Source organism: Streptomyces sp. NPDC087859 (genome assembly GCF_044742595.1).
Taxonomy (GTDB): domain Bacteria; phylum Actinomycetota; class Actinomycetes; order Streptomycetales; family Streptomycetaceae; genus Streptomyces; species Streptomyces canus_F.
In genome coordinates this window covers 51,421-78,094 of the sequence record NZ_JBIUUU010000012.1, presented here as the reverse complement: position 1 = coordinate 78,094, position 26,674 = coordinate 51,421, and the positions used below count along the sequence as shown (strand labels likewise).

29 protein-coding genes and 1 pseudogene are annotated in these 26,674 nt (G+C 70.6%); 16 read left to right on the top strand and 14 right to left on the bottom strand.

The genetic code is table 11. The annotated features are described in order from the left end of the window. Nucleotides 1–263: 263 nt before the first annotated feature. Nucleotides 264–611: a PRC-barrel domain containing protein gene (locus tag ACIOHP_RS28780; protein WP_361556627.1), complete on the bottom strand. Its 348-nt coding sequence runs from the start codon at nt 609–611 to the stop codon at nt 264–266. A 128-nt stretch (nt 612–739) separates the two neighbouring features. Here ACIOHP_RS28780 and ACIOHP_RS28775 point away from each other — a divergent pair, with 128 nt between their 5' ends. Then, a complete protein-coding gene (locus ACIOHP_RS28775) occupies nt 740–1,069 on the top strand; it encodes a GNAT family N-acetyltransferase (protein ID WP_401891986.1) in 330 nt (109 codons plus the stop codon). A gap of 691 nt (nt 1,070–1,760) precedes the next feature. On the opposite strand, the gene ACIOHP_RS28770 is transcribed toward ACIOHP_RS28775, so the two are convergent. Both ACIOHP_RS28770 and ACIOHP_RS28765 read right to left on the bottom strand, forming a co-directional pair. Further along, complete coding sequence (locus ACIOHP_RS28770) at nt 1,761–2,690, bottom strand: ornithine cyclodeaminase family protein (RefSeq protein ID WP_401891985.1); 930 nt, start codon at nt 2,688–2,690, stop codon at nt 1,761–1,763. Continuing rightward, nucleotides 2,687–3,445, bottom strand: a complete 759-nt coding sequence (locus ACIOHP_RS28765; protein WP_401891983.1) for an IclR family transcriptional regulator — start codon at nt 3,443–3,445, stop codon at nt 2,687–2,689. Before ACIOHP_RS28765 ends, ACIOHP_RS28770 begins: the two co-directional genes overlap by 4 nt. A 133-nt stretch (nt 3,446–3,578) precedes the next feature. On the opposite strand from ACIOHP_RS28765, the gene ACIOHP_RS28760 reads away from it, so the two are divergent. Continuing rightward, nucleotides 3,579–4,907: an amidohydrolase family protein gene (locus tag ACIOHP_RS28760; RefSeq protein ID WP_401891982.1), complete on the top strand. Its 1,329-nt coding sequence runs from the start codon at nt 3,579–3,581 to the stop codon at nt 4,905–4,907. Beyond that, nucleotides 4,904–5,971, top strand: coding sequence for a dipeptidase (locus ACIOHP_RS28755; RefSeq protein ID WP_401891981.1), 1,068 nt, complete (start codon nt 4,904–4,906; stop codon nt 5,969–5,971). Before ACIOHP_RS28760 ends, ACIOHP_RS28755 begins: the two co-directional genes overlap by 4 nt. A gap of 307 nt (nt 5,972–6,278) precedes the next feature. On the opposite strand, the gene ACIOHP_RS28750 is transcribed toward ACIOHP_RS28755, so the two are convergent. From ACIOHP_RS28750 to ACIOHP_RS28740, 3 genes are all read right to left on the bottom strand, one after another. After that, nucleotides 6,279–7,838, bottom strand: coding sequence for a mucoidy inhibitor MuiA family protein (locus ACIOHP_RS28750; RefSeq protein ID WP_401891979.1), 1,560 nt, complete (start codon nt 7,836–7,838; stop codon nt 6,279–6,281). Between the two features lie 6 nt (nt 7,839–7,844). Beyond that, the gene (locus ACIOHP_RS28745; RefSeq protein ID WP_401891978.1) at nt 7,845–9,908 is read right to left on the bottom strand and encodes a DUF4139 domain-containing protein; all 2,064 of its coding nucleotides are present in this window, start codon (nt 9,906–9,908) and stop codon (nt 7,845–7,847) included. Between the two features lie 421 nt (nt 9,909–10,329). Then, on the bottom strand, nt 10,330–10,734 hold the full coding sequence (locus ACIOHP_RS28740; RefSeq protein ID WP_401891977.1) for a DUF302 domain-containing protein: 405 nt from the start codon (nt 10,732–10,734) through the stop codon (nt 10,330–10,332). A 119-nt stretch (nt 10,735–10,853) separates the two neighbouring features. Here ACIOHP_RS28740 and ACIOHP_RS28735 point away from each other — a divergent pair, with 119 nt between their 5' ends. From ACIOHP_RS28735 to ACIOHP_RS28725, 3 genes are all read left to right on the top strand, one after another. Then, entirely contained in the window at nt 10,854–12,221 is a 1,368-nt protein-coding gene (locus ACIOHP_RS28735) for a rhodanese-like domain-containing protein (RefSeq protein ID WP_401891976.1), read from the top strand. A gap of 70 nt (nt 12,222–12,291) precedes the next feature. After that, a complete protein-coding gene (locus ACIOHP_RS28730) occupies nt 12,292–12,678 on the top strand; it encodes a rhodanese-like domain-containing protein (RefSeq protein ID WP_401891975.1) in 387 nt (128 codons plus the stop codon). Continuing rightward, nucleotides 12,675–13,421 (top strand): sulfite exporter TauE/SafE family protein, encoded by a 747-nt coding sequence (locus ACIOHP_RS28725; RefSeq protein WP_401891973.1) that lies wholly within the window; start codon nt 12,675–12,677, stop codon nt 13,419–13,421. The genes ACIOHP_RS28730 and ACIOHP_RS28725 overlap by 4 nt, the downstream gene beginning before the upstream one ends. Nucleotides 13,422–13,442: 21 nt before the next feature. On the opposite strand, the gene ACIOHP_RS28720 is transcribed toward ACIOHP_RS28725, so the two are convergent. After that, nucleotides 13,443–13,730 carry a metal-sensitive transcriptional regulator gene (locus ACIOHP_RS28720; protein ID WP_361556590.1) on the bottom strand — a complete coding sequence of 96 codons (288 nt, stop codon included), beginning with the start codon at nt 13,728–13,730 and terminating at the stop codon, nt 13,443–13,445. Nucleotides 13,731–13,829: 99 nt separating this feature from the next. On the opposite strand from ACIOHP_RS28720, the gene ACIOHP_RS28715 reads away from it, so the two are divergent. Continuing rightward, on the top strand, nt 13,830–14,417 hold the full coding sequence (locus tag ACIOHP_RS28715; protein ID WP_401891972.1) for a rhodanese-like domain-containing protein: 588 nt from the start codon (nt 13,830–13,832) through the stop codon (nt 14,415–14,417). Between the two features lie 45 nt (nt 14,418–14,462). Here the strand turns inward: ACIOHP_RS28715 and ACIOHP_RS28710 are convergent, their stop codons facing one another. The 3 genes from ACIOHP_RS28710 to ACIOHP_RS28700 all read right to left on the bottom strand — a co-directional run bounded on the left by ACIOHP_RS28710 (nt 14,463) and on the right by ACIOHP_RS28700 (nt 16,804). After that, complete coding sequence (locus tag ACIOHP_RS28710; protein ID WP_401891971.1) at nt 14,463–14,606, bottom strand: hypothetical protein; 144 nt, start codon at nt 14,604–14,606, stop codon at nt 14,463–14,465. A gap of 373 nt (nt 14,607–14,979) precedes the next feature. Next, nucleotides 14,980–15,444, bottom strand: coding sequence for an FMN-binding protein (locus ACIOHP_RS28705; protein ID WP_401891969.1), 465 nt, complete (start codon nt 15,442–15,444; stop codon nt 14,980–14,982). A 7-nt stretch (nt 15,445–15,451) separates the two neighbouring features. Continuing rightward, the gene (locus ACIOHP_RS28700; protein WP_401891968.1) at nt 15,452–16,804 is read right to left on the bottom strand and encodes a ferric reductase-like transmembrane domain-containing protein; all 1,353 of its coding nucleotides are present in this window, start codon (nt 16,802–16,804) and stop codon (nt 15,452–15,454) included. Nucleotides 16,805–17,022: 218 nt separating this feature from the next. Between ACIOHP_RS28700 and ACIOHP_RS28695 the strand changes: the two genes are divergently transcribed. From ACIOHP_RS28695 to ACIOHP_RS28680, 4 genes are all read left to right on the top strand, one after another. After that, nucleotides 17,023–17,772: a response regulator transcription factor gene (locus ACIOHP_RS28695; protein ID WP_401891966.1), complete on the top strand. Its 750-nt coding sequence runs from the start codon at nt 17,023–17,025 to the stop codon at nt 17,770–17,772. Continuing rightward, nucleotides 17,769–19,253 (top strand): sensor histidine kinase, encoded by a 1,485-nt coding sequence (locus tag ACIOHP_RS28690; protein ID WP_401891965.1) that lies wholly within the window; start codon nt 17,769–17,771, stop codon nt 19,251–19,253. The genes ACIOHP_RS28695 and ACIOHP_RS28690 overlap by 4 nt, the downstream gene beginning before the upstream one ends. A gap of 126 nt (nt 19,254–19,379) precedes the next feature. Then, nucleotides 19,380–19,655, top strand: coding sequence for a hypothetical protein (locus ACIOHP_RS28685; protein WP_401891963.1), 276 nt, complete (start codon nt 19,380–19,382; stop codon nt 19,653–19,655). A gap of 832 nt (nt 19,656–20,487) precedes the next feature. Continuing rightward, complete coding sequence (locus tag ACIOHP_RS28680) at nt 20,488–21,060, top strand: SMI1/KNR4 family protein (RefSeq protein ID WP_401891962.1); 573 nt, start codon at nt 20,488–20,490, stop codon at nt 21,058–21,060. Nucleotides 21,061–21,196: 136 nt separating this feature from the next. Here ACIOHP_RS28680 and ACIOHP_RS28675 read toward each other — a convergent pair whose 3' ends face one another. Together ACIOHP_RS28675 and ACIOHP_RS28670 are read right to left on the bottom strand one after the other, a co-directional pair. After that, nucleotides 21,197–21,769, bottom strand: a complete 573-nt coding sequence (locus ACIOHP_RS28675; protein WP_401891960.1) for a hypothetical protein — start codon at nt 21,767–21,769, stop codon at nt 21,197–21,199. A 127-nt stretch (nt 21,770–21,896) separates the two neighbouring features. Further along, nucleotides 21,897–22,115 (bottom strand): VOC family protein, encoded by a 219-nt coding sequence (locus ACIOHP_RS28670; RefSeq protein WP_401891959.1) that lies wholly within the window; start codon nt 22,113–22,115, stop codon nt 21,897–21,899. On the opposite strand from ACIOHP_RS28670, the gene ACIOHP_RS28665 reads away from it, so the two are divergent. The 3 genes from ACIOHP_RS28665 (at nt 22,081) to ACIOHP_RS28655 (ending at nt 23,337) form a co-directional block, all read left to right on the top strand. Then, a complete protein-coding gene (locus tag ACIOHP_RS28665) occupies nt 22,081–22,323 on the top strand; it encodes a hypothetical protein (RefSeq protein ID WP_401891957.1) in 243 nt (80 codons plus the stop codon). The genes ACIOHP_RS28670 and ACIOHP_RS28665 overlap by 35 nt on opposite strands. Then, on the top strand, nt 22,310–22,759 hold the full coding sequence (locus tag ACIOHP_RS28660) for a hypothetical protein (protein WP_401891956.1): 450 nt from the start codon (nt 22,310–22,312) through the stop codon (nt 22,757–22,759). The genes ACIOHP_RS28665 and ACIOHP_RS28660 overlap by 14 nt, the downstream gene beginning before the upstream one ends. Before the next feature lie 104 nt (nt 22,760–22,863). After that, nucleotides 22,864–23,337 (top strand): hypothetical protein, encoded by a 474-nt coding sequence (locus ACIOHP_RS28655; protein WP_401891954.1) that lies wholly within the window; start codon nt 22,864–22,866, stop codon nt 23,335–23,337. A gap of 77 nt (nt 23,338–23,414) precedes the next feature. Here the strand turns inward: ACIOHP_RS28655 and ACIOHP_RS28650 are convergent. Beyond that, nucleotides 23,415–23,802, bottom strand: a pseudogene (locus tag ACIOHP_RS28650) (transposase); the annotation flags it as partial. Between the two features lie 127 nt (nt 23,803–23,929). Between ACIOHP_RS28650 and ACIOHP_RS28645 the strand changes: the two are divergent. Further along, nucleotides 23,930–24,919 carry a Rieske 2Fe-2S domain-containing protein gene (locus ACIOHP_RS28645; protein WP_401891952.1) on the top strand — a complete coding sequence of 330 codons (990 nt, stop codon included), beginning with the start codon at nt 23,930–23,932 and terminating at the stop codon, nt 24,917–24,919. 571 nt (nt 24,920–25,490) lie between these two features. Then, nucleotides 25,491–25,793, top strand: coding sequence for a hypothetical protein (locus ACIOHP_RS28640; RefSeq protein ID WP_401891951.1), 303 nt, complete (start codon nt 25,491–25,493; stop codon nt 25,791–25,793). A 338-nt stretch (nt 25,794–26,131) separates the two neighbouring features. Here ACIOHP_RS28640 and ACIOHP_RS28635 read toward each other — a convergent pair whose 3' ends face one another. Continuing rightward, complete coding sequence (locus ACIOHP_RS28635; protein WP_401892423.1) at nt 26,132–26,632, bottom strand: hypothetical protein; 501 nt, start codon at nt 26,630–26,632, stop codon at nt 26,132–26,134. Nucleotides 26,633–26,674 lie beyond the last annotated feature (42 nt).

Sequence of the window (26,674 nt, the reverse complement as noted above, 5' to 3'; positions counted from 1 at the left end):
TGCCGTGGCGGCATCTTCAACTGATCTGTCTGCTCGCGAATCGAAACCCCGGCCGCCGAGGTGGGTGTGGCGTGTGTTCCAGCTCCCGGGCAGCGGCAGGTCGTTCGCCGGCCGGGGGAGGGGCGCGCCCGCTTGCACGCAGGGCACCTGAGGGGCCGCCTCGGCCGGCACCGCACGGACGGGTCGAGCAGGACCCCGCAGCCGTCCTCGGAGAGGGCGGCGCAACCCGATCGCGCTCTCCGAGGAAGCTGCTCAGGCCCGGGTCAGTGTCCCGAGCCCTGGGTTCCGCCGAGCTGGTCGCGGTAGCGGGGGTCGCCGAGGTACTGCTCCTCGTCGAAGACCGGCGCCGCCTTGACCTGGTCCTTGGTCCAGCTCAGACGTACGGTCCGGGCCGCATGGTCGATGCCCGAGACGGCCTCGGACGGGATCACCACGTCCTTGCCCAACAGCGGGAGACCGGTGTGCACCACCGCATGGTGTGGCCCGAGGTCCGAGGAATGGGCGCCGATCTTGCCGACCTCTCCGTCCACCGCGTGCACGTGGTAGCCCGTGAGAGCGTCGTCCGGGGTGTGTCCGGCGGTCGGCACCTGGTCGGTCTGGAACTCGTTCACTTCGTCCTCCCTGTGGTTCTGGATCTGCGTCTGCCCGTCATCCGCCGCGGCAGTCGTCTGCGGGCCGGCTCCGACGCTTGATCGACTACGCTCGGGTGCGTTCCCCGGCACGACCTCAGGAGATGCCCATGCCCCCGCACACCGACCAGGACAGCAGCGCGGTGGAAGTCGTCGACGTTCCCGAGGAGTCGCGCTTTGAGGTGCGGATCGACGGGCAGCGGGTGGGCCTCGCGGAATACCTCCGCACGGACGCACTGGTCGTGTACCCCCACACGGAGGTGGACCCCGCCTACAACGGCAGGGGCCTCGGCTCGGCCCTGGCGCGTGCCGTCCTGGAGGACGCTCGAGAGCGGGACTTGGCGGTCCTGGCGACCTGCCCCTTCATCGCGGCCTACCTCGCGCGGCACCCGGAGTACCACGACCTCGCCTACCAGAACCGCAGCAAAGTCGCCGACTGAGCGACGCGGCCGCACCGCACGGACGCTGGTCCGGTCACTGAGGCCGGGCCGGCGCCCGGCCCGTCGTACGGCGTCCGCAGCCGCCGCTCAAGGGGGCGGGAGGCGGCCGCCAACCGCGCGCCACTCGACCAGCCCGCAGGACATGCGGACCGCCTCGAAGCCGTTCTCCTCCACAAGGTTCGCGGCGCCGGCCGAGCAGAGGTCGCCGCTACAGACGATTCCATGCGAATAGCTGGCGGCGTCGACAACGAGGGCCTTGGAAAGCAGGCCCGTCGCCTCCGTGGCGGTCACCGCCGGCCGGCGGTGGGCTGGCTCATGCGCCGTAGGCTCGCTCCCGGCGGGCGACGCCCATTGCCTTGGCGGGCACAGTCGTCATGCCGACGGCCAGGAACAGCATCGGTCGCGGCCGCTTGGCCAAGCGGAGACTTGGGCGAACCGCACGCGCCGACAGTCCCTCAGGGCATCGATCGGTGCGGCACTTACCCGCGCCGCGCGATGCCCTGGAACCGCATCCACCCGTGTGCACGGGGGCGGAGGTGGACCAGGTGACGGCCCGCGATGGTCCCGGCCTCGTACCGCCGACTGTACGAGGCCGGGGGCTCACGGCCGGCGAGCGGACGCGGCCGGACCATGGCGAAAGCATCGTTGCTCGCGGGAGGTTGCATCACCGTTGCAGGCGTCGACGCCGGGGCTACCGACCGATCCGCCCGGTCACCGTCACGTGCACCACGTGCGCGGCGGCCACGTCGAGGGCCGCGTGTCCGGTGGACTTGAAGACGGTCAGGGCGTCGGGGGAGCGCCGTCCGGGGGCTTCGCCGGCCAGGACTGAGCCGAGGAGGGTGACGCGGCGTTCGGTCGGCAGATCCTGCAACTCGTGGGCGCCGGACGGCGGCGGGGTGGTGGCGGCGCCGGGCCACTCGGTGTAGAGGTCGGCGTCCTGGACGGTCTCGGCGTCGAGTTCTGGGCCGTGGGAGCCGCCGACGGAGCTCACGTGGGTGCCCGGAGCCAGCCAGGGGCGGCGGATGACCGGACGGGTGGCGCCGGTGCAGCAGTACAGCGTCGCGGCCTTGCGTACGGCGCTTTCGATGTCCGGCGCCGCCTCACCCTCGGGGTGCAGTGCGGCGGTCGCGCGGGTCGCCTCGGGGTCGCGGCCCGCGACGGTGACGGGCACGCCGGGCCGCAGCACGGCCAGCAGGGAGACCTGCGCGCGGGCCTGGGCGCCGGTGCCGACCACCACGACCGGACCGGGACCGGCGAGGGCCAGGGCGCTGTGCGTGGCGGCAGCGGCGGTTCGCCAGGCCGTGATCGGCTCGGCGTCCAGGACCGCAAGGGGGCTGCCGTCCTCGGGGTCGAACAGCACGACCACCCCCTGGTGGCTGCTGCGGCCGGGCTGGTCGGGGTCGCGGAAGACCGACACGAGTTTCGCCGCGAGGCCGAGGCCGGGGACGTATCCGGGCATGGCGCCGAGCAGACCGTTCGGGGCGAAGGCGGCGGTCCGCGCCGGGGCGGACACCTGGTCCCGGGCCACGGCGACGAGGGCGTCGGAGACGGCGGTCATGAGCCGGTGCGGGTCGAGGGCGGCGAGGGTGGCGGCCCGGTCGAGGACGAGGACGTCGTTCACGCCCGGACCTCCTGGTGCGACCCGGAGAGCAGGCCCGCCAGCGTCTCGACTGCGGCGGCGAGATCGGAGCGGAGCTGTCCGAGGCGGTCGTCGATTTCCGCCGATGGTCCGACGAGGGTGAGCGCGCACACGGGCACTCCGCCGGCGGGCACGACAGCCTGGCTGAGTGAGGCGACGAACTGGTCGTTGCGCCCGTCCTCGGCCGCGAAGCCGTCGGCCTCGGCGCGTGCGAGGTCGGCGAGCAGCCCCGCGTCGCCGTCGAGCGGATGCCCGGCGTCGACGGCCGGTTCGAGATAGGGGGCGCGGGCCTCCGGCGGCAGGGCGGCCACCAGGGCGAGCGGTCCGGCGAAGCGGTGCGCGGGCAGGGTCTCGTCGAGCAGGGTGCTGATCATCGCCAGCCGGTCGGGCCGCACGACGTCCACCACCCGGGAGCCGGTGCGCTCCAGCACCTGGAGGTTGACCATCAGAGCGGTGTGTCCGGACAGGTCCTCCAGTACCGGACGGGCCAGCGTGGTCAGCGAGTTGTGCGCCGCGCGGGCCGACAGGAGCAGGACGGCCGTACCGGGCAGATAGCGGTCGTCCGCGCGCAGCACCCAGCCGCGGCGCACCAGGTCCAGCAGGATCCGGTAGGCGGTGGCGCGGTGCAGTCCGACGGTCTCGGCGAGGTCGGTCAGCCGGGGTGGCCGGGGGGCGCGGGCGACCGCCTCGACGAGGTCGAGTGCTTTGTCCACGGCCGTGCGCTGCGCTTGCGGCATCGAGACCCTTCCGGAACGTCGGGGAAGAACGGCCCGGTGCGGCGTGTGCATCGCCCGGATCCGGATGTAGGGTACCGGTTGTTTCTTCCAGCGAGAGCGATGTTACATACAGCGTAACAAGAGAGTGGTGTTCATGACGAGCGACAGTGCCGGGGCGGCCACGCCGTACGCGCCGCCGGAGCGGGGCACGGGTCCGACGGTGGTCTACCGGGGCGTCACCCTCTTCGACGGGACGGGCAGCCCGCCCCGCGCCGGGATGTCGATCGTGGTGGACGGTCCCCTCATCCGCGCGGTCGTGGCCGACACGGACGCCGAAGCCCTCGCCGAGGGTGCCGAAGTCGTCGACCTCACCGGTCACTTCGTCACCCCCGGGCTCGTCGACTCCCATCAGCACCTCGCCACCCCGCCCGACCGCCCGGCCGCCGAGACCGTGCTGAACCGGCTCGTGCACAGCGGTGTCACCGGCATCCGCGACATGGCCGACGACCTCCGTCAGATCGGCGACCTCGCCCGGGCCACCCGCGTCGGCGAGATCGCCGGTCCCGACATCCACTACGCGGCGCTCATGGCGGGCCCCGGCTTCTTCGACGACCCCCGCACCCACCAGGTCAGCCAGGGCGCCGTGCCCGGCGAGGTCCCTTGGATGCAGGCCGTCACGGACACGACCGACCTGCCGCTCGCGGTGGCTCTTGCCCGCGGGACGTACGCGTCCGCCATCAAGGTGTACGCCGACCTTGACGCGGGGCTCGTCGCGGCGATCACCGCGGAGGCGCACCGGCAGGGGATTGCGGTCTGGGCACACGCCGCCGTCTTCCCCGCCGCGCCGGGCGAGGTCGTGGAAGCGGGTGTGGACGCCGTCTCGCACGTGTCCCTTCTCGCCCACGAGGCGGCGACCGAACCGCTGACCTCCTACCGGAACAAGCCGCCCGTCGATCACGCCGCCCTGGTTACCGGGGAGGACGAGCGGCTGGAGAAGCTCTTCGCCCGGATGCGGGAGCGGGGGATCGTCCTGGACGCGACCGCCGGACTGTACGCCTCCCGCGAGTTCGCCGGCGACGACCCCGAGACCGCCGAACGGGCCGCCCGCAACAACGAGTTGGCGATCGCCCTGACGGCACAGGCGCACCGGGCCGGCGTCGAGATCGCCACCGGCACCGACTATGAGACCCCGCCCGAGGAGCCCTTCCCCGCCCTCTACGAGGAACTCGCCTTCCTGGTACGGCAATGCGGCATCCCCGAGCGTGACGTCCTCAGGTCCGCCACCCTGGTCGGAGCCCGCAGCGCCGGAGTGGGCGACCTGACCGGCAGCGTCGAACCGGGCAAGCTCGCCAACCTCGCGGTCTTCGCGCGCGACCCGCTGGCCGACATCGACCACCTGCGCACCATCACCCTGACCGTCAAACGGGGCCGGCGCTTCCCGCGCTCAGCCCCCACCGCCGACCGCCCCCGGGAGAGCCGATGACCGGCACGCCGATGATCATCAACGCACTGGGTCAGCTCGACAACCCGAACGACCCGCGCTCGCAGGCGGCGGCGAGCGAACTCAACGCGACCAGCGAACAGTTCACCGTCGACGCCCGCACACTCACCGAGGCACGGGCCTCCGGCCTGACCGCCGTCAACATCACCCTGGGCTACGTCATGGGCGACCTCCCGCCCTACGAGCACACCCTGCACGAGATCGACGTCTGGGATGGCATCCTGGCCCGGCACCCCGACGACCTGCTCAAGGTCACCTCCGTCGCCGACATCGAGACCGCGGCACGGGACGCCCGCGTCGGCGTGATCTACGGCTTCCAGAACGCCGAGGCCGTCGGCGACGACACCGGCCGCATCGCCGTCTTCGCCGAACGCGGCGTGCGCGTGGTGCAGTTGACGTACAACCAGGCCAACCACCTCGGCGGCGGTTCCATGGCACCCGCCGACACCGCGCTGACCGACTTCGGACGAGAGGTGATCGACGCCCTCAACGACCGGCACCTCATGGTCGACCTCTCGCACAGCGGCGAACGCACTTGCCTGGAGGCCGCGCGCCACTCCCGCGTGCCCGTCTCGATCAACCACACCGGATGCCAGGCGCTGACCGACCTGCCACGCAACAAAACCGACGAGGAACTGCGGCTGGTCGCCTCCCGCGGCGGGTTCGTCGGCATCTACTTCATGCCGTTCCTCAGCCCCACCGGCCACGCACGCGCCGCCGACGTCGTCGAGCACATCGTGCACGCCGTGAACGTCTGCGGGGAGGACCACGTCGGCATCGGCACCGACGGACCGGTCACCGCCATCGACGACCTCGACGCCTACCAGGCCCACCTGGCCGAGCACGTCACCCGGCGCCGGCAGGCCGGGGTCTCCGCCGCCGGGGAGCGCGCGGACACCTACCCCTTCGTGGTCGACCTGCGGGGCGTGGACCAGTTCCGGGAACTGATCCGCCTGCTGGAGCGGCGCGGATTCTCCACCGAGCGGATCGAGAAGATCATGGGCCGGAACTTCGTCGACTACGCGCGACGTGTCTGGGCGGCCTGACCTGCCGAGTCGGGGGCGCCGATGCAGTGTGCGCCGGTACCCGTCCGCATTGGCTCACTGCGACGCGCATGCTGTCTCAGCGGGGCTGGTCAGCGGAGGGGCTGATGGCCCCGTGCTCGCCGTGGATGCGGTCCTGTTCGCACAGGGCGTCGAGCTCGGCGTTGTCCCCCTTGCTCAGTAGTGGAGCCGTTCCGACGCTGATGGTGTGTCGGGCACGGCCCGGGTCGACCTGGACGTGGTGTCCGACTCCGACGGCCTCGCGCAGGTGCCGCAGGCATGCGGCGCTGGAACTCCTCGCGGATCAGGCTCAGAGACCGGTGACCTTGCCGCTCGCCGAGAGTTCGTAGACGAGGGTGACGGTGCGGCGCCCGTTCGGCGGCAGGGCTACGTCCCAGCGGGCGATGCCCTCGGCGTCGGCCGCGTCGGGGGCAGGGGAACAGGCCTCCTTGCGCAGCCGCACCTCCACCGCGGAGACCTCGGAGACCGGGATCCGTTCCCGCAGCGTCACCACTTGCTCGCCCTGTTCCCCGGGGGCGGAGAAACGGGACAGGTGCAGGCGCACCGTGCGAGTGACGGTGGTGCGCTGGGTCATGGTTGTGGTGTCGCGGTGCTCCTCCGTGTCGCGGAGCACTCGATAGTCGTCGTGGCTGCCGAAAGCGAGCTCGAGGGGCGCGCCGGGAGCGGTGAAGTCGAGCGTTGCGCGGGCGCCGAACCCGCCGACGCCGACAAGGTCCACCGGGCCTGCCAGGAGCGCGTGACCGGTCGGGTTGTCGCAGCGCACCACGTGGGTGACGAGGGGGGACAGCTCCGGGGAGCAGGTGTATTCGCTGCTCACGGCCGTGGTGGTCGTGGAGAGCGGCACCCGGTGGGCGTGGCCGTCCGCGGGGACGGAGACGGGGGCGGGGGAGCGCAGGACGCGCGTGCTGCCGCCGTCGTCCACTCCCGGCAGGCCGAGCACCGGAGCTGGGCCCAGCTTCGTGATCTCCTCGTCGCGCAGTTCGACGGCGACCGTGCGGCGCTCCTCGGGGGAGAGGTCCGTGAGCGTCAGGCGGTCTGCGTCGAGGCGGGGTGGTTCGGTGGACAGTGCCGTGCGGGCGGTGGACAGGGTCAGGCGTACGTCGGACCAGTCCTCGCCGGTGCGCTGCCAGACCATCGCGTCGCTTTCCAGGGTGAGCGAGTCCCCGTCGAGCACGGCCCGGTAGGCGGGGCGCCACAGCGCACACGCGGTGAGGTGGGTCAGCCGCAGCCGGGCCGGGCCGGCTGCGGCGGCTTCCACGGTCAGTTCGATATGACCGACCAGTTCGGCGGGACGCTGTTCGGAGAGCTCGATGGCGCGTTCGGCCGCTTGGAGTTCGGTGGTGAGGAGCTGGAGCCGGGCCTTGGTAGCGCGTAGGTGTTCGCCGTGGGCGTCGCGTTCCTCGTCGACCCGGTCCAGTTCGGCGCTCCAGCGTGCGGTGTCGGTCTCTCCGTGGCCGGTGCCTTCGCCGATCTCCCGCAGCAGGTCTGTGGCGAGGCGGCCGAGGAGGTCGAGGCGGGCGCGCAGTCGGTCACGTCGCCGTTCCAGTGCGGCCTGTTCTTGTGTGAGGTCGTGAACGTGAAGGCGCAGCGCCGAGTCGTCGGCGCCGGGCAACGGCTCTCGCGGCGTCCACGTGCGGACGATCCTTGCGTCGAGGACGGTCGCCCGATGGTCGCCGGTCAGCTCGGCGTGGAGGGTGCGGTCGACCGCCAGGGCGCTGATCGGCCCGAGGCGCAGTCGCTGGACGCCGGCCCGCAGGTCGAGCGTGGCGGATCGCTCGATCTGGGCGCGATCTTCCAGACAGGTGACGGCGGTGACGGGAAGGGGGATCGGCTCGAGGTCCGTGGACATGATCTGTCAGCTCCTGCGGTTGCCGCCGACCAGGGCCTTCGCGGCCGGGATGCGGATCTCGTAGCCGCCGTGGCGGGCGGCGGTGGCTCCGGCGGGCAGGTCTACGCGCCACACGCGGGTGCCCGGGCCGAGGTGATCGGGCCCCTCGTCGTCCGGGGGAACCGTCCAGTCGGAGCGTTCCTCGATGCGTACGTCGGCTTCGGAGGTGACCGGTACTTGTTCGCGGACCTCGACGGTGACGGGTCTGGTGAGACGGTTGGCCAGCTCCACGTGGACGCCGTGGTCGAGCACGCTGATGTTGTTGCGCAGCCCTGCCGTCGACTCCTGCAGGCTCGTGCGCCGGGTGACCTGGATGCCTTCCGCCGGTCCGAGCCCCATCCGGCGGACGCCGCCCGGGGCGAGGGTGGGCAGGGCGGCGGTCAGAACGAAGTCGTCGTCGACGCCGACCTCCACGGGACCGGCGAGCAGCGCCTGGTCGGTCGCGTTGGACAGCACCAGGGTCTGGTACACCCGCTGCTCCACCGACGGAACACAGACGTACTCGGTGCGCAGACCGACCGGGATCTCGGTCACGGTGACGGTGTGCCAGGTGCCGTCCGAGGGAACGTCGGCGCGGGCGACGGCGTCGTAGCGGTGGTCGAAGGATCCCGCTGAGGCACGGGGCCGCGCGGCGTGGCCGGGCAGTGGCAGCGCGGCCACCGCTTCGGCCCGTCGGCGGTGTTCGACCGCGACCGGGTCGAAGGCTGCGGCGGGGAACAGCCGGCCCCTGCGATCGGCGGGCTCGTCGGGACCGTTGAGGATGAGCGCGGCGTAGTCGAGTTCGGCGCCGCTGGGTTGCGGAGGACCGGCGGCCGGCGCGGGTGGGAGGGGACCCGACGATGCTGCCAGTCGTGCGGCCGGGGCGGCTGCGGGTGCGCCGCCGCGCGGAGGTCCGCCGGGTCGGCGCTGTGCCGCCGGTGCGAAGGCGGGCATCGCGTCGGCTTGTGCGAAGGCGGGCATCGCTTCGTAGCCACCGGGGGCCGCGGGCGCGGGTGGCGGGCCGCCGTAGGCCGGTGCGGCCGGGGGCAGGGGGACGGGAGGAGGAGGTACGGGGGCGCCGGTGGCGGGCGGGGGAGCCGACCCGACGGCTACCGGTAGAGCGTACGGAGTCTGGCGTGGGCCCGCCGCGTCGTACGGGGTGAAGAGGTCGGCGAGTCCGGGCGGGGGTGCACGCCACCCGGCCGGTTCGGGGGCGGGCTGGCGGCGTCCGATCCGCAGCGAGCGCAGCCGCGGCACCTCGGTCCGGCGCGTGAGGTCGGCGGTGGCCAGGGCGATGCGCACCCCGGTCCAGTCCTCGCCGGTGCGCTGGGCCACGGAGGCGCGCAGTACGAGGGCGCCGCTGCCGTCACCCTGACGGTAGGAAAGCCGGTAGGCCGGTACCCACACGGCGCCCGGGACCGCGTACTCGATCTCCAGCTGCACCTCGCCGGTTCCCTCGAGGCCCAGGGCCGCGCAGACCGTGGTCTGCAGCTGTCCTGACGGTGTGTCGGTGGAGGCCCGGTTCCAGCGGTCCGTGGCGACGGCGAGATCGTGCTCGAGGCGGAGCAGCTCCTCCTCCTGTGCGGCGAGGCGGTCGTGGAGGCCCGTCAGCCGCTCGTCGACGAAGTCCGCGAGTGTCAGCCAAGCCTCGGCAGGGGTGCGGCGGTGCGGGTCCTCACGCTTTCGGGCCGGGGGGACGGGGTGGAGATCGGTCATCTCCTTGATCCGCTGGAGGAGCCGGTCGCGCCGTCCTCGGGCCGAGGCGCACGCGTCGTCAACCTGTTCCATGGTCTGCCGCAAGCCGTCGGAGGGCTCCGGGCCGGACGGCTCGGCGGTCACCTCCACGCGCACCTCGGTGACATGTGCACCGGAGTCGCCCACGACGCGGGCGCGCACCGAGCCGGCGTCCAAGGAGCGGGGCAGCCCCGTCACCAGCACCCGGCCGCCGGACGGCACTGTGCCCCGCGCCAGACGGCTGCACAGTGCGCCTTGCGCGTAGACCACGACCTTGTCGAGTGCCGACGCCCATCGTGGTGCCTCTTCGGACTTCATGCCCTCAACCCCCGTCGTGTCCGTGCCGGGCGAAGCCTACTGACTTCGGCGGGGTGTTGTCGGGGGTGGTGACGGGCGGCCGGTGTCCGCAGGGCGTATCCACTTCGCCGGCGTCACCACGTCCGCGGGACTGCCGCAGGGCTCCGGGCCCTGGATCGCGAGATGGCTCGGCCTCGACAGCCTCACGGAGTGCCACGCCACCGGTAGAGAGCTCGCCGACTGGTTCAACGGCCCGGCCGACGCCTATGAGTGTCGGCGGCTGCAGGTCTTGATCGTCTACCGCGGCGTGGCGTGCACGTGCGGCGCCGGGGGAAGTGTCACCGTCCGCGCTTCGCGCGCTGCCCAGCGGGGGCTTGTGCCCATGGGGTTCGTGGGTGTCAGGCCGGCTGCCTGCACCCGGCGGCCGATACGGGCTCGGAGGTCAGGTGGTCACGTCGGTCGTGGTGAGGGAGGTGAGGGCGGCGTCGAGGCGTTGGGTGGCCTCTTCGGCGACCGGACGCAGGGCGTCGAGTTCGGTGAGGGCGACCATCGTGTTCGGTGCGAGGGCCTGTACGACGGTGCCGGCGCCGTCGGAGCGGACGACCACGTTGCACGGCAGCAGCAGGCCGATGGAGCGGTCCACTTCCAGGGCGCGGTGGGCCAGGGGCGGGTTGCAGGCGCCCAGGATCACGTAGTCCTCCATGTCGTGATCGAGCTTCGCCTTGAGCGTGGCGGTGACGTCGATCTCGGTGAGGATGCCGAAGCCCTGCTCGGCGAGGGCTTCGCGGACCCGGTCCACGGTGATGGCGAAGTCGGTGTCGAGGTGCACGGTGCGGTCGTAGCGCATGGCGTGGCCCTTCTCGTTTCTGTGGGCTTTCCCTGCCCTTGAAAATACCCCCGGGGGTACTCATGCTACCGTCGAACGTATACCCCCCGGGGTAATTCTTCACTGGAAGGGAGTACCTCGTGTTCTTCGTCGACACGATCGAGGTGCCGGGACTCGGCAACCGGAGCTATCTCGCGGGCGGCGCGCAAACGGCGGTGGCGGTCGACCCGCCCCGCGACGTCGACCAGCTGATCGCGGCGGCCGCCCGGCGCGGGGTGCGGATATCCCACGTCTTCGAGACACACGTCCACAACGACTACGTCACCGGCGGGCTGGAACTTGCCCGGGTCGTCGGCGCCGCGTATCTCGTCCCCGCCGGCGCCCGGGTCTCATTCGAGCGCGTACCGGTCCACGATGGCGACAGCGCGGAGGTCGACGCCGACGCCGGGCTGGCCTTGCGTGCCCTGGCCACACCCGGTCACACCCCGCACCACACCTCTTACGTGCTGGAGGAGAACGGCACGGCGGTCGCGGTGTTCACCGGCGGTTCGCTGCTCATCGGCACCGTCGGCCGCCCCGACCTCGTCGAGCCGCGACTGACCGAGCACCTCGCACGGGCCCAGCACGCCTCCGCGCATCGATTGGCCGCCGAACTGCCCCAGGAGACGGCGGTGTTGCCCACGCACGGCTTCGGCAGCTTCTGCTCCTCCGCTCAGACAGAGGGCGGCGACACCACCATCGGCAAGGAGAAGGCCTCCAATGCGGCACTCACCCGGGACGTGGACGACTTCGTCGCCGACCTCCTGGCCGGCCTGGACGACATCCCCGCCTACTACACGCACATGGGACCCGCCAACGCCGCCGGTCCGGAGCCCGTCGATCTGACCCCGCCCGCCCTCGCGGACGCCGAGGAGATCGCCGCCCGGCTGGCCGCGGGGGAGTGGGTGGTTGACCTGCGCAACCGTGTCGCCTTCGCCGCCGGGCATGTCTCCGGCTCGTTCAACTTCGAGGCCGAAGGTCAGCTCGCGACCTATCTGGCCTGGCTGATTCCGTGGGGCAAGCCGGTCACGCTGCTCGCCGAGTCGCCCGGCCAACTGGCCGCCGCTCAGCGCGAGCTGGTCCGGGTGGGCATCGACCGTCCGGCCGCCGCGGCGATCGGCGGGCCGAAGGACTGGGTGCCCGAGGGCGGGCTACCGGCCTCCTTCCGCCGTGCGACTTTTGCCGACCTCGCCGGTCGTCTCCCGGCAGAGGGTGTCGTCGTCCTGGACGTCCGGCGGGATTCTGAGCGGGCCGACGGGCAGGTCGAGGGCTCGGTCCACATCCCGCTCCACGCCCTGCACCGCCGCATCGAAGAGATCCCCGCCGGTGAGGTGTGGGTGCACTGCGCGGGCGGCATGCGCGCCGCCATCGCCGCGTCCCTGCTCGACGCCACCGGCCGTGCCGTCGTCGCCGTGGACGACTCCTTCGACGCGGCCGAGAAGACAGGACTCACCGTGCGCAACGCCTGACGGGGCCGGACGCCGCGGAGTCCCGGCCGATCTGACCAACCGACATGGGAAACAGGAGCGAGAAACCAGGATGAGCATCTTCCGACGAAGTCGGGGCGGCGCGGGCCGCTTGACCGCCCGGGAGGCGGCCGCGCGCACCGGCCACGGCAGCACCGCAGCCGGCGGCGATGCCGTGCTGCTCGATGTCCGCGAACTACACGAATGGCAGGCGGGACATGCCCCCCGAGCCGTGCACCTGCCCCTGTCCGCGCTGGTCGCGGGGGCCGGGCTGCCCGCGGACGCGCAGGCACGGTCCCTGATCGTGATCTGCCGCTCGGGCAACCGCTCCCAGCAGGCCGCCGAGATACTCGTCGCCCGCGGCGCGGAGGCTGTGGACGTGATCGGCGGCATGAAGGACTGGGCGGGAGCGGGGCTGCCGGTGGTGGACTCTCGCGGCCGCAACGGCGTCGTCGCGTGAGTGCTCTCCTTCTCGCCCTGATTGCCGGGGCGGTCATCGGCCTGGCGCTCGGCGCGCTCGGGGGCGGGGGCAGTGTGCTGGCCGTCCCCGCCCTGATCTACCTGCTCGGCTTCACCCCGGTCGCGGCCACCACCGCGAGCCTGGTCATCGTCGCCATCACCTCGGCCACCGCGATGTCCGCGCACGCCCGCGACGGGCACGTCCGCTGGCGCACGGGGCTGCTGTTCGCGGCGGCCGGGACCGGCCCGGCGATGCTCGGCGGCGCGCTCGCCGGACACATTCCGGCGGCCGCGCTGACAGCGGCCTTCGCGGTGGTGGCCGGTGCGGCCGCGCTCCGCATGCTGCGGACCCGCCCGCACGCGGACACCATCGTGCCGGTACGGCCGGGCCGGGCCGCGGCCGCGGGTGCCGGGCTGGGCGCGGTCACCGGCGTCCTTGGTGTCGGTGGTGGCTTCCTCGCCGTACCGGCTCTGGTGAGCGTGCTCGGCATGCGGATGCGGAACGCGGTGGGCACCAGCCTGCTGGTCATCACCGTCAACTCGATGGCTGCGCTGATGACGCGCGCCGGTACGGTCGAGGAGCTGGACTGGGCGGTCGTCGGGCCGTTCGTCGGGGCCGCGGTCCTCGGCGCCTGGGACGGGAAACGGCTGGCCTCGAAGGTCTCCGCGCACGCACTGCAGCGGATCTTCGCCTTGGTGCTGCTGGTCGTGGCGGCCTTCATGCTGATCGACGCCGCCCTGTGAAGGCCGCACCGGTGTCAGCGCTCATGCCAGGGACAGGAACAGCTTCTCCAGCCGGGCGCGCATCTGCTGGGCGTCCTCGCCGTTCTTGCGGCCGGCTTCGATGTCGGTCATGCACTGCTGCATGCCGGTCGCGATGATCGCGAAACCGGCGCGGTCCAGTGCGCGGGAGGCCGCGGCGAGCTGCGTGACGACGTCCTCGCAGTCCCGTCCCTCCTCGATCATCCGGATCACACCGGAGATCTGCCCCTGCGCCCGGCGCAGCCGGTTCAGCACGGACTTCAGGTCCGCACCCTCAAGCTCCAGTTCCACGATCACTCCTAGAAAAAATACCCCTAGGGGTACATTACGTCGTGGTTCGGGACGGCGTCGACCATCAAAAAATCTCGCCCCTTAAGGATCACTCCTGCCATGACCAGCTCACCCACCCCCGTCGCCCTCGCCACCGACCAGGCCCGCACCCGGCTCCATGAACTCACCGTCATCGACGTGCGCACCCCCGCCGAGTACGCCTCCGGCCATCTGCCTGGTGCCCTCAACGTCCCCCTCGGCCGCATCCGGAAGGCGCTGCCGGAGATTCGGCACGCCGCCGAGCGCGGTGACGTCCTCGTGGTGTGCGCCTCCGGCGCGCGCTCCGAGAGTGCCTGCAAACTGCTGGCCGAACAGGGTGTCACCGCCGCCACGCTCGTCGGCGGCACCGGCGCCTGGGCCGCCGAGGGGCATGACCTGCAGACACCGCCCGTCTGCGACACGCGGGCGGGCTGGAGCATGGAACGCCAGGTCCGCTTCACCGCCGGAAGTCTGGTCCTGTTCGGCCTCCTTCTGGGCCTGCTCGTGCATCCGGCCTTCCAGCTCCTCGCTGCCGCCATCGCCGGTGGCCTGGTGTTCTCCGCCCTCACGAACACGTGTGGCATGGCGGTCGTACTCGGCAAGCTGCCCCACAACCGCCCGCGCGCGGCCGACCTGGACACGACGCTCGCCGCTCTGCGCAACCGCTGAGTGGTGCGGTCCGGGCCTCCCGTGGAGACGCCGGGTGACCTGGCGTCAGCTCGCTCCCGCCGAGCCCGCGGGCTGCCGGCGCACGTCCTCCATGCCGACGGCCCGGATCCTGCCTTTGAGCTCCTCCAGCACCTGCGGCGGCAGCGCGCCCGGCCGTGAGTACAGGACACTCCGGTCGCGGACGGCCATGAGCGTGGGGACGGACGAGATCCCTGACAGGCCACCAGCGCCGGGCTGCTTGCCGCCCGCCCGGGCCGGTGCTGCCGTCCCGGGCTGGAGCCGGCCGCGGCAGGTGACGGACCGGCTGAACGCCGAGGGGCGATGAGGTCTCGCCGCGGGCCTGGAGTGCAGGCCCGCAGGTGAGGCACATTGCCTGCGCGGACCGGGAAGATCCAGCGTGCGAGAGAGCGTCGGCATTGCTCGATGACTCGGAGCCTGAGCATTTACGGGCGGCTCGGCATGCGGTCCTCTGCCACCCAGCTTGGGATGCAGGCCGCGGTGAAGGCTCCGCCGCAGATCGAGGTGTCGCGAAGCACGGTCCCGGTCGACGGCGAGACAGGTGTCAGCGGCTCGCGGAGTCCAGCGCCGACTGGAGCGACTGGCGGTAGCCCTCGCTGGTGTACGTGGCGCCGGAGACGGTGTCGATGTCGGCGCTCTGCGCGGTGAGCGCCTCTCTGGTCAGCTGCGGGATGGCGTAGGCGTTGATCTGCTGGTCCCTCGGGTTCTCCTGAGGGTAGGTGATCGCGGTGACGTCGGTGAGTCTCCCGTTCTTCAGGGTGACGCGGACCTGGACGGGGCCGTAGCGGGTCTGGACCGAGGCTCCTGTGCGGGTCCCGGTGCCCGTGGCCGAGCCACTCGAGCCGCTTGTTCCGCTCGAACTGCTGGACGGCGCGGGAACGGTGGCGACCCCGGCGACGGCCGGCGTCGTGTGGGGCTTCAGCGAGAGCAGCAGCACCATCCCGGAGACGGTCGCGGCACCCGCCAGCACGATGCGGCGTAGCGGACGGTTCTTCCTCAACGTGTGCAAGACGGCCTCACAGCTCGAAGGACTCGTGGTGGATACGGCGGTCCGGAACCCCGGCGCTGCGCAGCGCCTCGTACAGGTCTCGTGCGAACCCGTGCGGGCCGCACAGGTACACGTCGTGGGCATCCAGGTCGGGCACCGCCGCGCGCAGGGAGGGTGCCGTGAGGTCGGGGCGCTCGCCGTGCGGCCCGTTGAGCGCGTACAGCACCTTTGCCCCACGCCAGCGTGCGATGGCCTCCAGTTCGCCGCCCAGGGCGAGGTCCTCGGCCGTGTGGGCGCGGTAGAGGAGGGTGACGTCGCCGGGCAGCGTTTCGAACAGGGCCCGCAGCGGTGTGATGCCGACACCGCCCGCGATCAGCAGCGACTTGTGCGAGGTCTGCCGCTCGGCGGTCAGCGCTCCGTAGGGGCCTTCCGCCCACGCGCGGGTGCCCGGCCGCAGCAGGGCGACGGCGGCACTGTGGTCGCCGAGTGCCTTGACGGTGATGCGCAGCAGGTCCGGACGCGGCGGCGCCGACAGGGAGTACGGCGTGGAGGTCCAGCGCATGCCCTCGGTGAGGAACCGCCAGCGCAGGTACTGCCCCGGCCGCGCACGCATCTCGTGCAGCCGCCGGCCACGGATGACGACGGAGTACACACCTGGCGCCTCCTGGCGCACGGAGTCGACCCGCAGCCGGTGACGCACGTTGAGCCGTACTGGAGCGAGGATCCGGAACCACGCCACCAGGGCCGCTACGCCCAGATACAGCGCGTACCAGGCGGCCTGGGCCGGCCCGTTGCCGGTGAAGTCGGATCCCAGGGCGAGCTGGTGGCCGAAGGAGAGGAAGACCGCGGCGTAGGTGAGCAGGTGCACGTAGTACCAGAACTCGTGGCTGACCCGACGGCGCACCGCCCGGGCCGAGACGAGCCCGACCGCGAGCAGGATGACGGTACCGGCGGTGGCCTTGAGCATCTCCGGGTAGTCCAGGACCACGGTGAGCGTCTCGTCCAGGACCGAGGAGCCGTCCTGGGCGGCGTACCCGAGAAGTATCAGCACGACGTGGGCGACCAGCAGACAGATCGTGTAGCGGCCCGCCATCGCGTGCCAGCGCGCCACCCGGTCCGACCCGATCCGCCGCTCCAGAAGCGGGACACGGGCCATCAGACCGACAAGGATGGCGCACGCGTACCCGCTCAGCAGTCCCGCGATCCGTCCGGCCCCGGTCAGCCACCCGGCGGCGCCCACGACCGACCCCGTGTCGTGCCACCACAGAGCGATCACAGCGGCGGCCCCGCCCCACAGGACGGCGAGCACGGGGCCCGCGGGGGAGCGCCGCGGCGCGGGAGGCGCGGGGGCGACCCTTCGTTGCGCGTATGCCGTCGTCATCCGTGGGTCCCTTCGGCTGTCCGTACGACCGTCGGCCGTGCGGGAGGCCACTGTGCCGACGCAACCTCTGAGCCCGCTCTCAGCGCGCGGCCTGCGGCGCGGCCCCGCCGCAGGTGGACAGGTCGACCCGGTGGTCCGGCCGCACGGCGGACTCAGAGCGAACTCAGAGGTCCGGGGAGCGGCCCCGAACGCGGCGAGGCGGCATCCTGGTACGTGAGATGAACGCCCACCGCCCCCGTGGCTCCGCCCGCCCCGCGCTGACCCGGACCGACGGCGCCCCGCTCCGCGTCCTCGTCGTCGACGACGACCCCGACCTCGCGGAGGTCCTCTCCGGCGCCCTGCGGTACGAGGGCTGGGAGGTCCGCACGGCGGGCGACGGCGTCTCGGCCGTCGCCGAGGCACGCGAACTGCTGCCCGACGCCGTCGTCCTCGACGTGATGCTCCCGGACACCGATGGCTTCGCCGTGCTGCGCTCGCTGCACGCCGTACGGCCCGACGTGTGTGTGCTGTTCCTGACCGCACGGGACGCCGTCGAGGACCGCATCGCGGGCATCACCGCGGGCGGCGACGACTACGTGACGAAGCCGTTCAGCCTGGAGGAGGTCGTCGCCCGCCTGCGCGGACTGCTGCGCCGCGCCGGCATGGCCCGCCAGACGGAGGACGGTCCGCGGCTGGCCGTCGGCGACCTCGTCATGGACGAGGAGGCGCGCGAGGTCACCCGCGGCGGCGAACTGATCGAGCTGTCCCCGACGGAGTTCGAGCTCCTGCGCCTGCTGATGCGCAACCCGCGTCGCGTCCTGAGCAAGGCGCAGATCCTCGACCGCGTGTGGTCCTACGACTTCGGCGGGCAGGCCCACGTCGTCGAGCTCTACATCTCCTACCTGCGCAAGAAGGTGGACGCCGGCCGCCCACCCATGATCCACACGGTGCGGGGTGCCGGATACGTGCTCAAGCCGGTGACCCGGTGAGGCCACGTCGCCGACTGCCCCCTCTGCCGCGCCCACACACGCTGCGGGCGCGGCTCACCGCCGGCCTGGTCGTGCTGCTCGCGGTCAGCTGCGCGGCCGTCGGGGTGGCGGCGGTGGTGGAGCTGAACGGCTTTCTCACCGGCCGTCTCGACCAGCAGTTGCGTGAGGCGGGGGTGCGCTTCCCGGCGAGCCTGGAGCACGGCGGGACGCTGCCGTCCGACCACGACGGAGACGAGGGCCCCGACGGTGACACCCGCCGCCAGGCCGTCGGAACCTTCGGTGCCCGGCTGGTCGGCGACACGGTCACCAACGCCGCGGTGGTGCCGTCCGGCAGCGGGACGGGCACGGTGACCGTACCGCTCGGTCCCCAGGAAAGAAGGGAGCTCGCAGAAGTGCCGGCCGATGGCGAGGGACACACGACGGACCTCTCCTCGCTGGGCGACTACCGCATGATGGCGACCCGCGGCAGGGACGGCGACGTCCTGATCACCGGGCTGCCCATGGAGTCCGTGGAGGCCACCGTCCACCGGCTGGAACTGGTCGCCGCCATCGTCTTCGGCGCGGCGCTCGCCGTCGCCGGCGTCGCGGGAGCGCTGTGGGTGCGGTGGTCGCTGCGCCCGCTCATCAGCGTGGCCGCGACCGCCACCCGGGTCAGTGAACTACCGCTCTCCAGTGGCGAGGTGGCCCTGCCGCCGCGCGCGCCCGAGAGCGACCCGCGCAGCGAGGTGGGACGCGTCGCCAGCGCCTTCAACACGATGCTCGGCCACGTGGAGGACGCGCTGACCAAACGGCACGCGAGCGAGGAACGGCTGCGCAGTTTCGCCGCCGACGCCAGCCACGAACTGCGCACGCCCGTGGCGTCGATCCGCGGTCACGCAGAACTGGCGCTGCTGCACCCGGACCCGGTACCGCAGAAGGTCGTTCGGGCCCTGGAGCGCATCGAGGCCGAGGCCGCCCGGATGGGCGAGGTGGTCGACGACCTGCTGCTCCTCGCCCGCCTCGACGCCGGCCGCCCGCTGGAACGCCGTCCCGTCGACCTGACCCGTCTCGTCCTGGACGCCGTGACGGACGCGCAGGCCGCGGGCCCCGGACACCGCTGGACGCTGGAACTGCCCGAGGAGCCCGTGACGGTGCCGGGCGACGCCCACCGGCTGCACCAGGTCCTGGCCAACCTCCTGGCCAACGCCCGTCTGCACACACCCCCCGGGAGCACGGTGACCATCTCCCTGCGGACCGATGCCGGTGTGGCGGCACTGAAGGTCCACGACGACGGACCGGGCGTTGCCGCGGACATCCGGCCCAAGGTCTTCGAACGCTTCACCCACGGGGACCGGCGCCGCACCGAGGGCGCGGGCACCGGCACCGGTCTCGGCCTGTCCATCGTGGCGGCGGTGGCGGAGGCCCACGGCGGAAGCGTCGTACTCGAAAGCGGCCCCGGATCGACCACGTTCACCGTCCGGCTCCCCACCGGGGAAGAGTGACGGGAAGCCCGTTGCACCCTCCGGGAATTCGCCCCCAGGAGAGCACCACAGAAGCTGAGAGACCCCAAGCCACGTCACTACAGCAACGAACTGCGCCAGCGTCCCGGCCTTCTTGCCGTCCGACGGTTGCCCGACGAGGGAGGGAGGGCCCACGCCCACCTCGGTCTCACCCCCGCGCACATCCGGCTGCTCGAACTCGACGACGCCCACCGCCACCTCGACCAGGACCTCAGTCTCTACGGCCGCATCGACGACTGGGTCGGCCAAGGCCACACCCGCACCACGATCGCCATGGCGTACGGCCAGGAGTACCGCTACGGACCCGAATCCGCATACCACCTCATACCGGCACTTGAAAATTTCCGACCGCCGAACACCGGGCCGGACAGGCGAAGGCCTTGAACAACCTCGGCTGGTACCACGCCATACGCGGCGACCGTACTGCCCCCTCCGACGCCTTCCACGACGACGTGGTCCTGCTGGCCGTCCGCCTGACGACGTGACCTCCGCGCGCACGAAGGACAGCGCGTTCGACGGGAAGGGCCCTCCTAGGGCCGTCCGGCCCTGACGGCAGTGCTTTCTACTCCTTGACCGCAGTGGTCCGGTGGTGTCGGTGAAAGCCATCCGGCACCTGGCCCGGACTCTTCGGAGAGGCGGGAACGCGGATCACGCGATGAAGACACGACACAAGGCCCCTGGCGGCTTCAGGATGGCCCCGGCCGGGCCTCTTGCGTACTCCTCCAGCGTTGAAGTAGGCGAGGACGTCGATCACGTCACCACCGGGATTCCCCCGCCCTGTGGGATCGGCGCCCACACCAGGGGGAGCGGCCTTGAGGAAAGGGCGTGGCCGCGAGTGGGGCGTCGACCACGCGCCGCGTGCATCGGGCGGCCGCGGCACGCTCCCCGCCCCGCGGCTCCGGGCGAGGGAGGCGTCGAGAGCGCCGCCCAGCCCACCGAGCGGTCGCGGTGGCCCGGCAGCCGCCCTCTGCACTACCCGGGCAACCCCGGTGACGGCGATGGAGGGGAGCCCGTCACCGCGAGAACGCGACGCCTGGAGACACTCCCGGCATCCCCCTGCAGGACACCTCCCTTTCCTTTGCCCCCACGCACAGGAAGGACCTGTCGCAGCGAACGTTGAGTGATCCTCATTTGCAAGCCGTCTTTGAACTCCGTTGGCTGTCCTGGCCGTTGATGAATTGGGATCCTTGGCCTCTGGCCGGGTTGAGGAGGGTGCGTGAGTGTCGAGGAGTCGTGGGGCAAGATCGAACGCTGGATAGCCCAGCATGCGCCGGAGGAAGACCCATTGCCGGCCCCGTGTACGCGCGCAGACCTGGATGCCTTGTACGAGTCTCTCGGCGGACGGCTGCCGGAGGATGTCGAACGCTCACTTCTGCGTCACAACGGCTCAGGACTGACCGTGATCATCCCGCCCGGGTTCACGCTACTGAGCGTCGAGGACATCCTCGAGAATCGTGCGGACTGGTTGAAGTACGCGGCACCCGATGACAAAAACCTCACAGCAGGAGATAAGCCATTCCTCGTCCCGATCGCGACGTTGAGCGTTATCCAGCTCCTGGTCGACATCAGGACAGGCCGTCTCGGCGAGTGGGACATTCAGCAGGGCTTCGCCTGGGAACGTGATCCCCTGTGGCGCTCCTTCACCAGTGCCCTGGACATCGTCGGGAACGTGCTGGCCTCACCGCCTCCTTGGATCGCGATACTGCCGGGCGACGACGAGTGGGAAGTAACCAACAGGGACCCGGATTTCCCCGGAATGCTCGTATGGACCGAAGACCCCGTCGACTGACCCCCAACCGGCCGGGAAGCAGACCCCGAGTACCTCTCATGGCCGCGCGCCCTCTTACCGGGGACTACTCAGGTTGAGCTCGTCGAGTCAGGCTCAGTACGCATCGCGGTATTGCCGTACCTGTGCTGGCCCCGGATCACATGCTGTCCGGTGCGGAACGTCGGCGGCTTGTCCAGAAGGAGAACCACCTTCGCCGGTTGCGCCGGGTGTCGAGAATGCGGTCGTGGATATACGTGACGGGCAGTTCGGCCGTCCGGCGGGCGAGTTCCTGGAACGCTGAGAGGTATGAGCTGTCGCTTCCTCGCAGCTCGCGCTCTCGCTCTACGAATGGCTGGGTGGCCCTCCAGACGTTCATGATCCGGTGACGTAGAAGCGGAAGAAACAACTTGTCGTCCACGAGCTGGAAGACGGTCAGGGTGGCGAAGGACTGGTAGTAGTACACGACATTGCAGAAGGCCGCCTTCGCCTCGCCGGGAAGCCCGCGCACTCCCTCACTCGGGTCGTGTTCCTGCTGAAGACGGTTGCACACGTAGTCGTGCTGGTCGTGAAACTCGGCTGACCGGAACTCGTCGAGCAGAGTGATCATCGCCTGAATATTGTTCACGTGCTGGCTGATCCGCGTCTGCCGGACACCAATCCAGGTGGGAACAGCGATGGCGACCACGGCGATGACGACCGGGAGCACGTTGATGAGGAACGTTTTGAGCATCCGATCAAGTTAGAGAGGAATCGCAACCGACAAGCCGGATGCTCACATCTGGAACATTTCTGCCTGCTCTTGTAGTGAGCCCGTCGCTACTCAGGTTGACTCGTAGAGCCTGCGGGATCGTGACGGTTCATGGTTCCTGCGGTACGACGGGAGAAGGCGTCAGGCAGAAGGCGTGGCCAGCCGGATCCAGGAGTACCCGTCTGGGTCCGTCGCCTGACTGATGGTCCGGTTTGGCCGCACCGAGTTCCAGGGCCAGCTCTTCCAGCGCGTCGAGGTCGCCAGCGCGGAAATCCCCGGCCCAGCGCGGCCGGTTGGAGGAGATCCACGGCAACCTCGTTGCCCGCATCGCCGAGGCCGAGCGCGAGGGCTGGCTCGGGCAGGTCGAAGGACTCCGGGTCAGTCTGGCGGGCGCCGAAGACAAGCTTGCTCAAGTGGACCGACGAACTTCCGGCGGCACGGCGATCAACCTCGCCATGCCGCGCATAGCAGCAGTTCAACCCTTCCGGGAGGAGGGAACGGCTTCGCTGAGACAATTACGGAGTGACCAGCAATGAGATCCGCTTCGAGTGCCAGCAACGCGGCGACGGTGGCGTGCTCGTGATCGTCCCCCGCATCGATGGAGCATCACTCACTGAGCTGATCGACAGTTTCGAGATCGCTGCCCGGATGCAGCCCGCAGGCGACGCCTATGGTGGTCTGATCCCACAGTTCTTCCCATTCGGTCCGATGCAGGACCACTTCCTCGGACGGTCCACCAAAACGATGGGGCCGAAGACACCCGTTCTCGGCTGTGAATGTGGCGAGTGGGGGTGCTGGCCTCTCATGGCCCGCATCACCACCACAGCTGACCTCGTCGTGTGGGACTCCTTCGAGCAACCCCATCGCAAAACCCGGGAGTACGCGGCATTCGGTCCGTTCCAGTTCGACCGTCACCAATACGAAGACGCTCTGCGCGCGCTGAACGCCGCAATCGGCTCCGACGAGGTGTGATCCGCACCCGCTAGCGCCAGGCGGTCTCGTTTGGAAGACCGAGCAGTTCTGGAGGCTGGGTCAATGGTGTCGCCGAGGAGCGGAGGGCTGCGTAGATTCGCCCGGTGACCTACGACATCATGCTCGTGCGGGTGCAGCCGGGCCTGACGCTTCAGGAGACGCTTGATCGCCTCAACGCCGGCTTTGATCCCGATGCCGGCCTGCCGCTGCTCCGGCTTACCGACGCGCAACGGGATGAGTGGGACCGGATCCTGGGCCGAGTCCGGCGGGACATCGGATCTGTCGAGTCCGAGGAGTATCTGTATAGCCTCACCCTTGAGACGGTTGGCCCGCCAGGACGCGTACAGCTCGACTACTGCGGGGACACAGCCCACATCGAGGTCGCTTACCGCCATTCGGGTCCGGCGGCGTTGGCGGTGATGGAGCTGGCCTATCGCATCGCTCACATCGTCGAGGACGAAAGCGGCCTGACCGGCCACGACTTCGAGGTGGGCCAGCCCACCCGAGACGGAGACCCTGTCAAAGCCGCCGCCCGGCTGAGCGGTGTCTCCGATTGGGCACAACATCACCTGAGCTAACGGATCACAGGGCGTACCAGAGGAAGATGCCGGTGATGTGCAGCCCGGCCAGATAGATGGTTGGTGGTGTGTCCGTTGCCGCGTTTGCGCAGGTCGGCGCGGAAGCGGCGGGAGCTGTGGGCCTTGTCGGCGATGACCTGGTCAGGCCGGCAGCGGGGGCAGCCCGCGCCGGTGCGCGGGACCCGGATGCGCTCCAGAGGAGGTCGCGCGCAGATACTGTCGTGCCGTTGGCCGGGTGTCACCAGGACGGCGAGCGGGCGCCCCTTCCCGTCGCAGGCGAGATGGATCTTGGTCGTCAGTCCGCCTCTGGATCGGCCGAGGGCGTGATCGTCCGGTTCGTCCGGCCTGTTGATCCCTTTTTCGGCCGGTCCAGAGACGGAAGCGGGTGTAGACGGTCTGCCGGGGACCGTAGTGTTCCGGCAGGTCACGCCAGGAGATCCCGGTCCGGATCTTGTAGGCCATGCCCGCCCGCTGATGTCCCGGCGCAGCACTCGGCGCGGGGTGGACAGAAGGGCGTCGAGTCCCGCCTCCGGGCCGGATACCGGCTGGAGAATGGCCGGTATCCCCGTGATCCTCTAGCTAGCATCTGCGCATGCCTTCACGTCGCAGTCATGACAACTTGGCCGCTCTGCCGCGCGATCCTCGGGCCGACCAGTATCCGATGCCGACCGTGCCGTACGGCTGGTACGCGGTGCTGCGCAGCCGCGAACTGCGGCCGGGCAAGGTCGTCAGCCTGCACTACTTCGGGCGGGCGCTCATCGCCTTCCGGGGAGCCGACGGCCGGGCAGCTGTTCGGGATGCGCACTGCCCGCACTACGGCGCGCATCTCGGCGCGGGCGGGAGGGTCGTGGACGGCACGGTGCAGTGCCCGTTCCACGGGTGGCGGTTCGGTGCCGACGGCCGGTGCGTGGAGGCCCCGTTCGCAGTGCGCACTCCCAAGGTCTCCCTCGACGGGTTCCCGGTCCGAGAGCACAGCGGGCTCGTCTTCGTCCACGCCGGGCCGGGCGAGCCTTCGTGGGAGGTGCCGGAGATCCCCGAGACAGGATCGAAAGAGTTCGCCGCGCCCATCGACGACACCTGCCGGGCTCGCGTCCACATCCAGGAGATGCGCGAGAACATCGTCGACGAGTCCCACTTCCACTTCATCCACGGCCAGAGTGAACCCCCTGTCCAGGACTGGCGGGAGGACGGCCCGTTCGCCGAGGCGCGCGGCCGCATCTCCCGCCGCGTCCTGGGCCGGGTCATCGACAACACCTTCGACGCGTTCATGTACGGGCCCGGCGTCATGGTGGTGCGTACTCACGGCCCCGTACTGTCGGTGACCGCCGTCGCACTCAGCACTCCCGTCGACGACCGCATGAGCGAACTGCGGATGCTGTACTACATCCGCAAACCGGCCTGGCTGCCGATGCTGACCCCCCTGGCCAAACTCGTCTTCCGCATGGCGGCTTTGGACGAGGTGCGCAAGGAGGTCGGGATCTGGGACCACAAGATCCACCAGGCGCGCCCCGTCCTGCTCCCGCACGAGAAGGGCATCAAAGCGCTGCGCCGCTGGTACGCGCAGTTCTATCCGGTCGACTGACAGATCGGTCGACCGATCGACCGGGGCGACGCGCGGCCACACGGTTCGACACGCCGCCTCCTTGTTCTCCGTGCTCATCGCACGGCGAGATCTGTTGTGAGAGTGGATCTTGATCATGGATGATCACGCTTCGTGAGGCGTGGCGATCTGAAGAATAGCCAGTGGGCCCGGCTGGAACCGTTGTTACCGCAGGACTTCAAGCCGGGCCGTCCGCTGGTGTGGGCGCGGCGGAGCTGATCGACGGCATACGGCGGCGGAACCGGATCGCTGCTGACTGGCCGAGCGTCGGCGACTGGGAGCGCGTCACCACCGACCTGCTGCCCCTGGTCCACTGCGGGCACTGCGATGCCCTCAGCCTGGGCCCGCCCGCGATCGTGCGCGCCCTCGTCTGCACCGGCCCGCACAGTCACCTGCGCGTCTACGACGCCGCAGCTGACGACGTCATCGCCTACGGGCCCGCAGAGCGCGCCCACCGTGCTGGCCGAGGTCTCTGTGCTGCTCAACCGCCTCGCGTCCAGCAGCCTCTCCGGCCGGGCGACGGCCTTGTGCCCCCGCCGTGGTGCCGGCGCACGTGAAGACGTCGGAGCGGTACGTCGCGGCCCTGGCCGTCAGCCTGGCCCTCACCTATGACGACGAAGGAACTCCCGAACCATGCCCCGGCCTGGACGACGACATAGTGCTCGTCGCGCTGACCTACGGATCGGTCGTCGAGGCCTGCGGCCATGGCGGGTTTGATGTTTGGACCGCCTGTTCCGCTCCCGAGGACACTCATGCCCGTCCTGCGACGAAGTCGCTGATCTTCCGCCTGCTGATCTCTGGGCCAACATCGATGGAGCTGAGCGGCCCCGCCGAGCGCAGCGGAGTACTTGTCTGATCAGGAAGCCCTGAGATGCCGCAAGAGGACTCATACGACCACGCGCTCGCTGTGAGAACCCCGGGCCCGCAGCCTCCAGGGAGTTGCCAAGGCGCACCCTGGCGGTGTCAGGGCGTCAGCCCGGTGTGCTGCTTGACGAGTCCCTGCGTTTCCACCGGGACCAGGCCCTGCACTACATCGACATCGCCCGCACTGGGACGGTCGACTCCCCAACGCAGCGACGGCGGTTGGACACCGCGTACGGACACAACCGTCTGTCGGATGCGGCAGCTCGGAATGATGGGCTGTCCGTCCTCAGCCTTCTCTGCACCAGCAAGGGCCGTGCTGAGCGTAGGAGGTTAGTCCTGTGCGACTCGGAGCCGTCCGAAGGAACGCTCGTCCGCAAGCCACTCGTCGGCCTCATGGTCGGCAATGAGTGCTGCCAGTCCAGCCCGCAGCTCTGGTTCGAGGCGACTGCATGCGTCTGTGAACGCCCTCAGGTCATCGCTGCTACCGAGCAGGGTCAGGAGCTGGAGGACTTGGCCACTGTGGTCACGTGGGATTCGCAAGAGGTCGGTGACAGCCGTGATCGCGCCACTGAACAGGTGCTGGCTGGGAAATTGCTCCAGGGCGCCGTAGACAGCTTCGTGGGCGCCGTAGCCCTGTTCCACTTGCAGCGACGCGATCAAGGCGTGAACTGCTGCGGGGCCCTCGGTGCCGTCGACCATGTCCGCAAGGGCGACGTAGCGGTCGTAGCGGTAGCCGGCCTCTTCGTCGGAGACGGAGGTGTCACCGTCCTGGACGAGCACGCCCGTCCAGAGCAGCTCTCGTCGCCAAGCATCGAAGTCACCGAGTGGCATGTGTGCTCCCTCTCGCGGCGGCCCGCTGGACTCATGGCGGCG

Bases quoted from the DNA above. Each gene is read 5' to 3' on its own strand.
- ACIOHP_RS28715 (WP_401891972.1), top strand. From the start codon at position 13,830: ATGACCAGCTCACCCACCCCCGTCGCCCTCGCCACCGACCAGGCCCGC.
- ACIOHP_RS28755 (WP_401891981.1), top strand. From the start codon at position 4,904: ATGACCGGCACGCCGATGATCATCAACGCACTGGGTCAGCTCGACAAC.
- ACIOHP_RS28740 (WP_401891977.1), bottom strand. From the start codon at position 10,734: ATGCGCTACGACCGCACCGTGCACCTCGACACCGACTTCGCCATCACC.
- ACIOHP_RS28750 (WP_401891979.1), bottom strand. From the start codon at position 7,838: ATGTCCACGGACCTCGAGCCGATCCCCCTTCCCGTCACCGCCGTCACC.
- ACIOHP_RS28760 (WP_401891982.1), top strand. From the start codon at position 3,579: ATGACGAGCGACAGTGCCGGGGCGGCCACGCCGTACGCGCCGCCGGAG.
- ACIOHP_RS28695 (WP_401891966.1), top strand. From the start codon at position 17,023: ATGAACGCCCACCGCCCCCGTGGCTCCGCCCGCCCCGCGCTGACCCGG.
- ACIOHP_RS28710 (WP_401891971.1), bottom strand. From the start codon at position 14,606: ATGGCCGTCCGCGACCGGAGTGTCCTGTACTCACGGCCGGGCGCGCTG.
- ACIOHP_RS28635 (WP_401892423.1), bottom strand. From the start codon at position 26,632: ATGCCACTCGGTGACTTCGATGCTTGGCGACGAGAGCTGCTCTGGACG.
- ACIOHP_RS28700 (WP_401891968.1), bottom strand. From the start codon at position 16,804: ATGACGACGGCATACGCGCAACGAAGGGTCGCCCCCGCGCCTCCCGCG.
- ACIOHP_RS28730 (WP_401891975.1), top strand. From the start codon at position 12,292: ATGAGCATCTTCCGACGAAGTCGGGGCGGCGCGGGCCGCTTGACCGCC.
- ACIOHP_RS28745 (WP_401891978.1), bottom strand. From the start codon at position 9,908: ATGAAGTCCGAAGAGGCACCACGATGGGCGTCGGCACTCGACAAGGTC.
- ACIOHP_RS28775 (WP_401891986.1), top strand. From the start codon at position 740: ATGCCCCCGCACACCGACCAGGACAGCAGCGCGGTGGAAGTCGTCGAC.
- ACIOHP_RS28765 (WP_401891983.1), bottom strand. From the start codon at position 3,445: ATGCCGCAAGCGCAGCGCACGGCCGTGGACAAAGCACTCGACCTCGTC.
- ACIOHP_RS28675 (WP_401891960.1), bottom strand. From the start codon at position 21,769: ATGCTCAAAACGTTCCTCATCAACGTGCTCCCGGTCGTCATCGCCGTG.
- ACIOHP_RS28645 (WP_401891952.1), top strand. From the start codon at position 23,930: ATGCCTTCACGTCGCAGTCATGACAACTTGGCCGCTCTGCCGCGCGAT.
- ACIOHP_RS28670 (WP_401891959.1), bottom strand. From the start codon at position 22,115: ATGCGGGCAACGAGGTTGCCGTGGATCTCCTCCAACCGGCCGCGCTGG.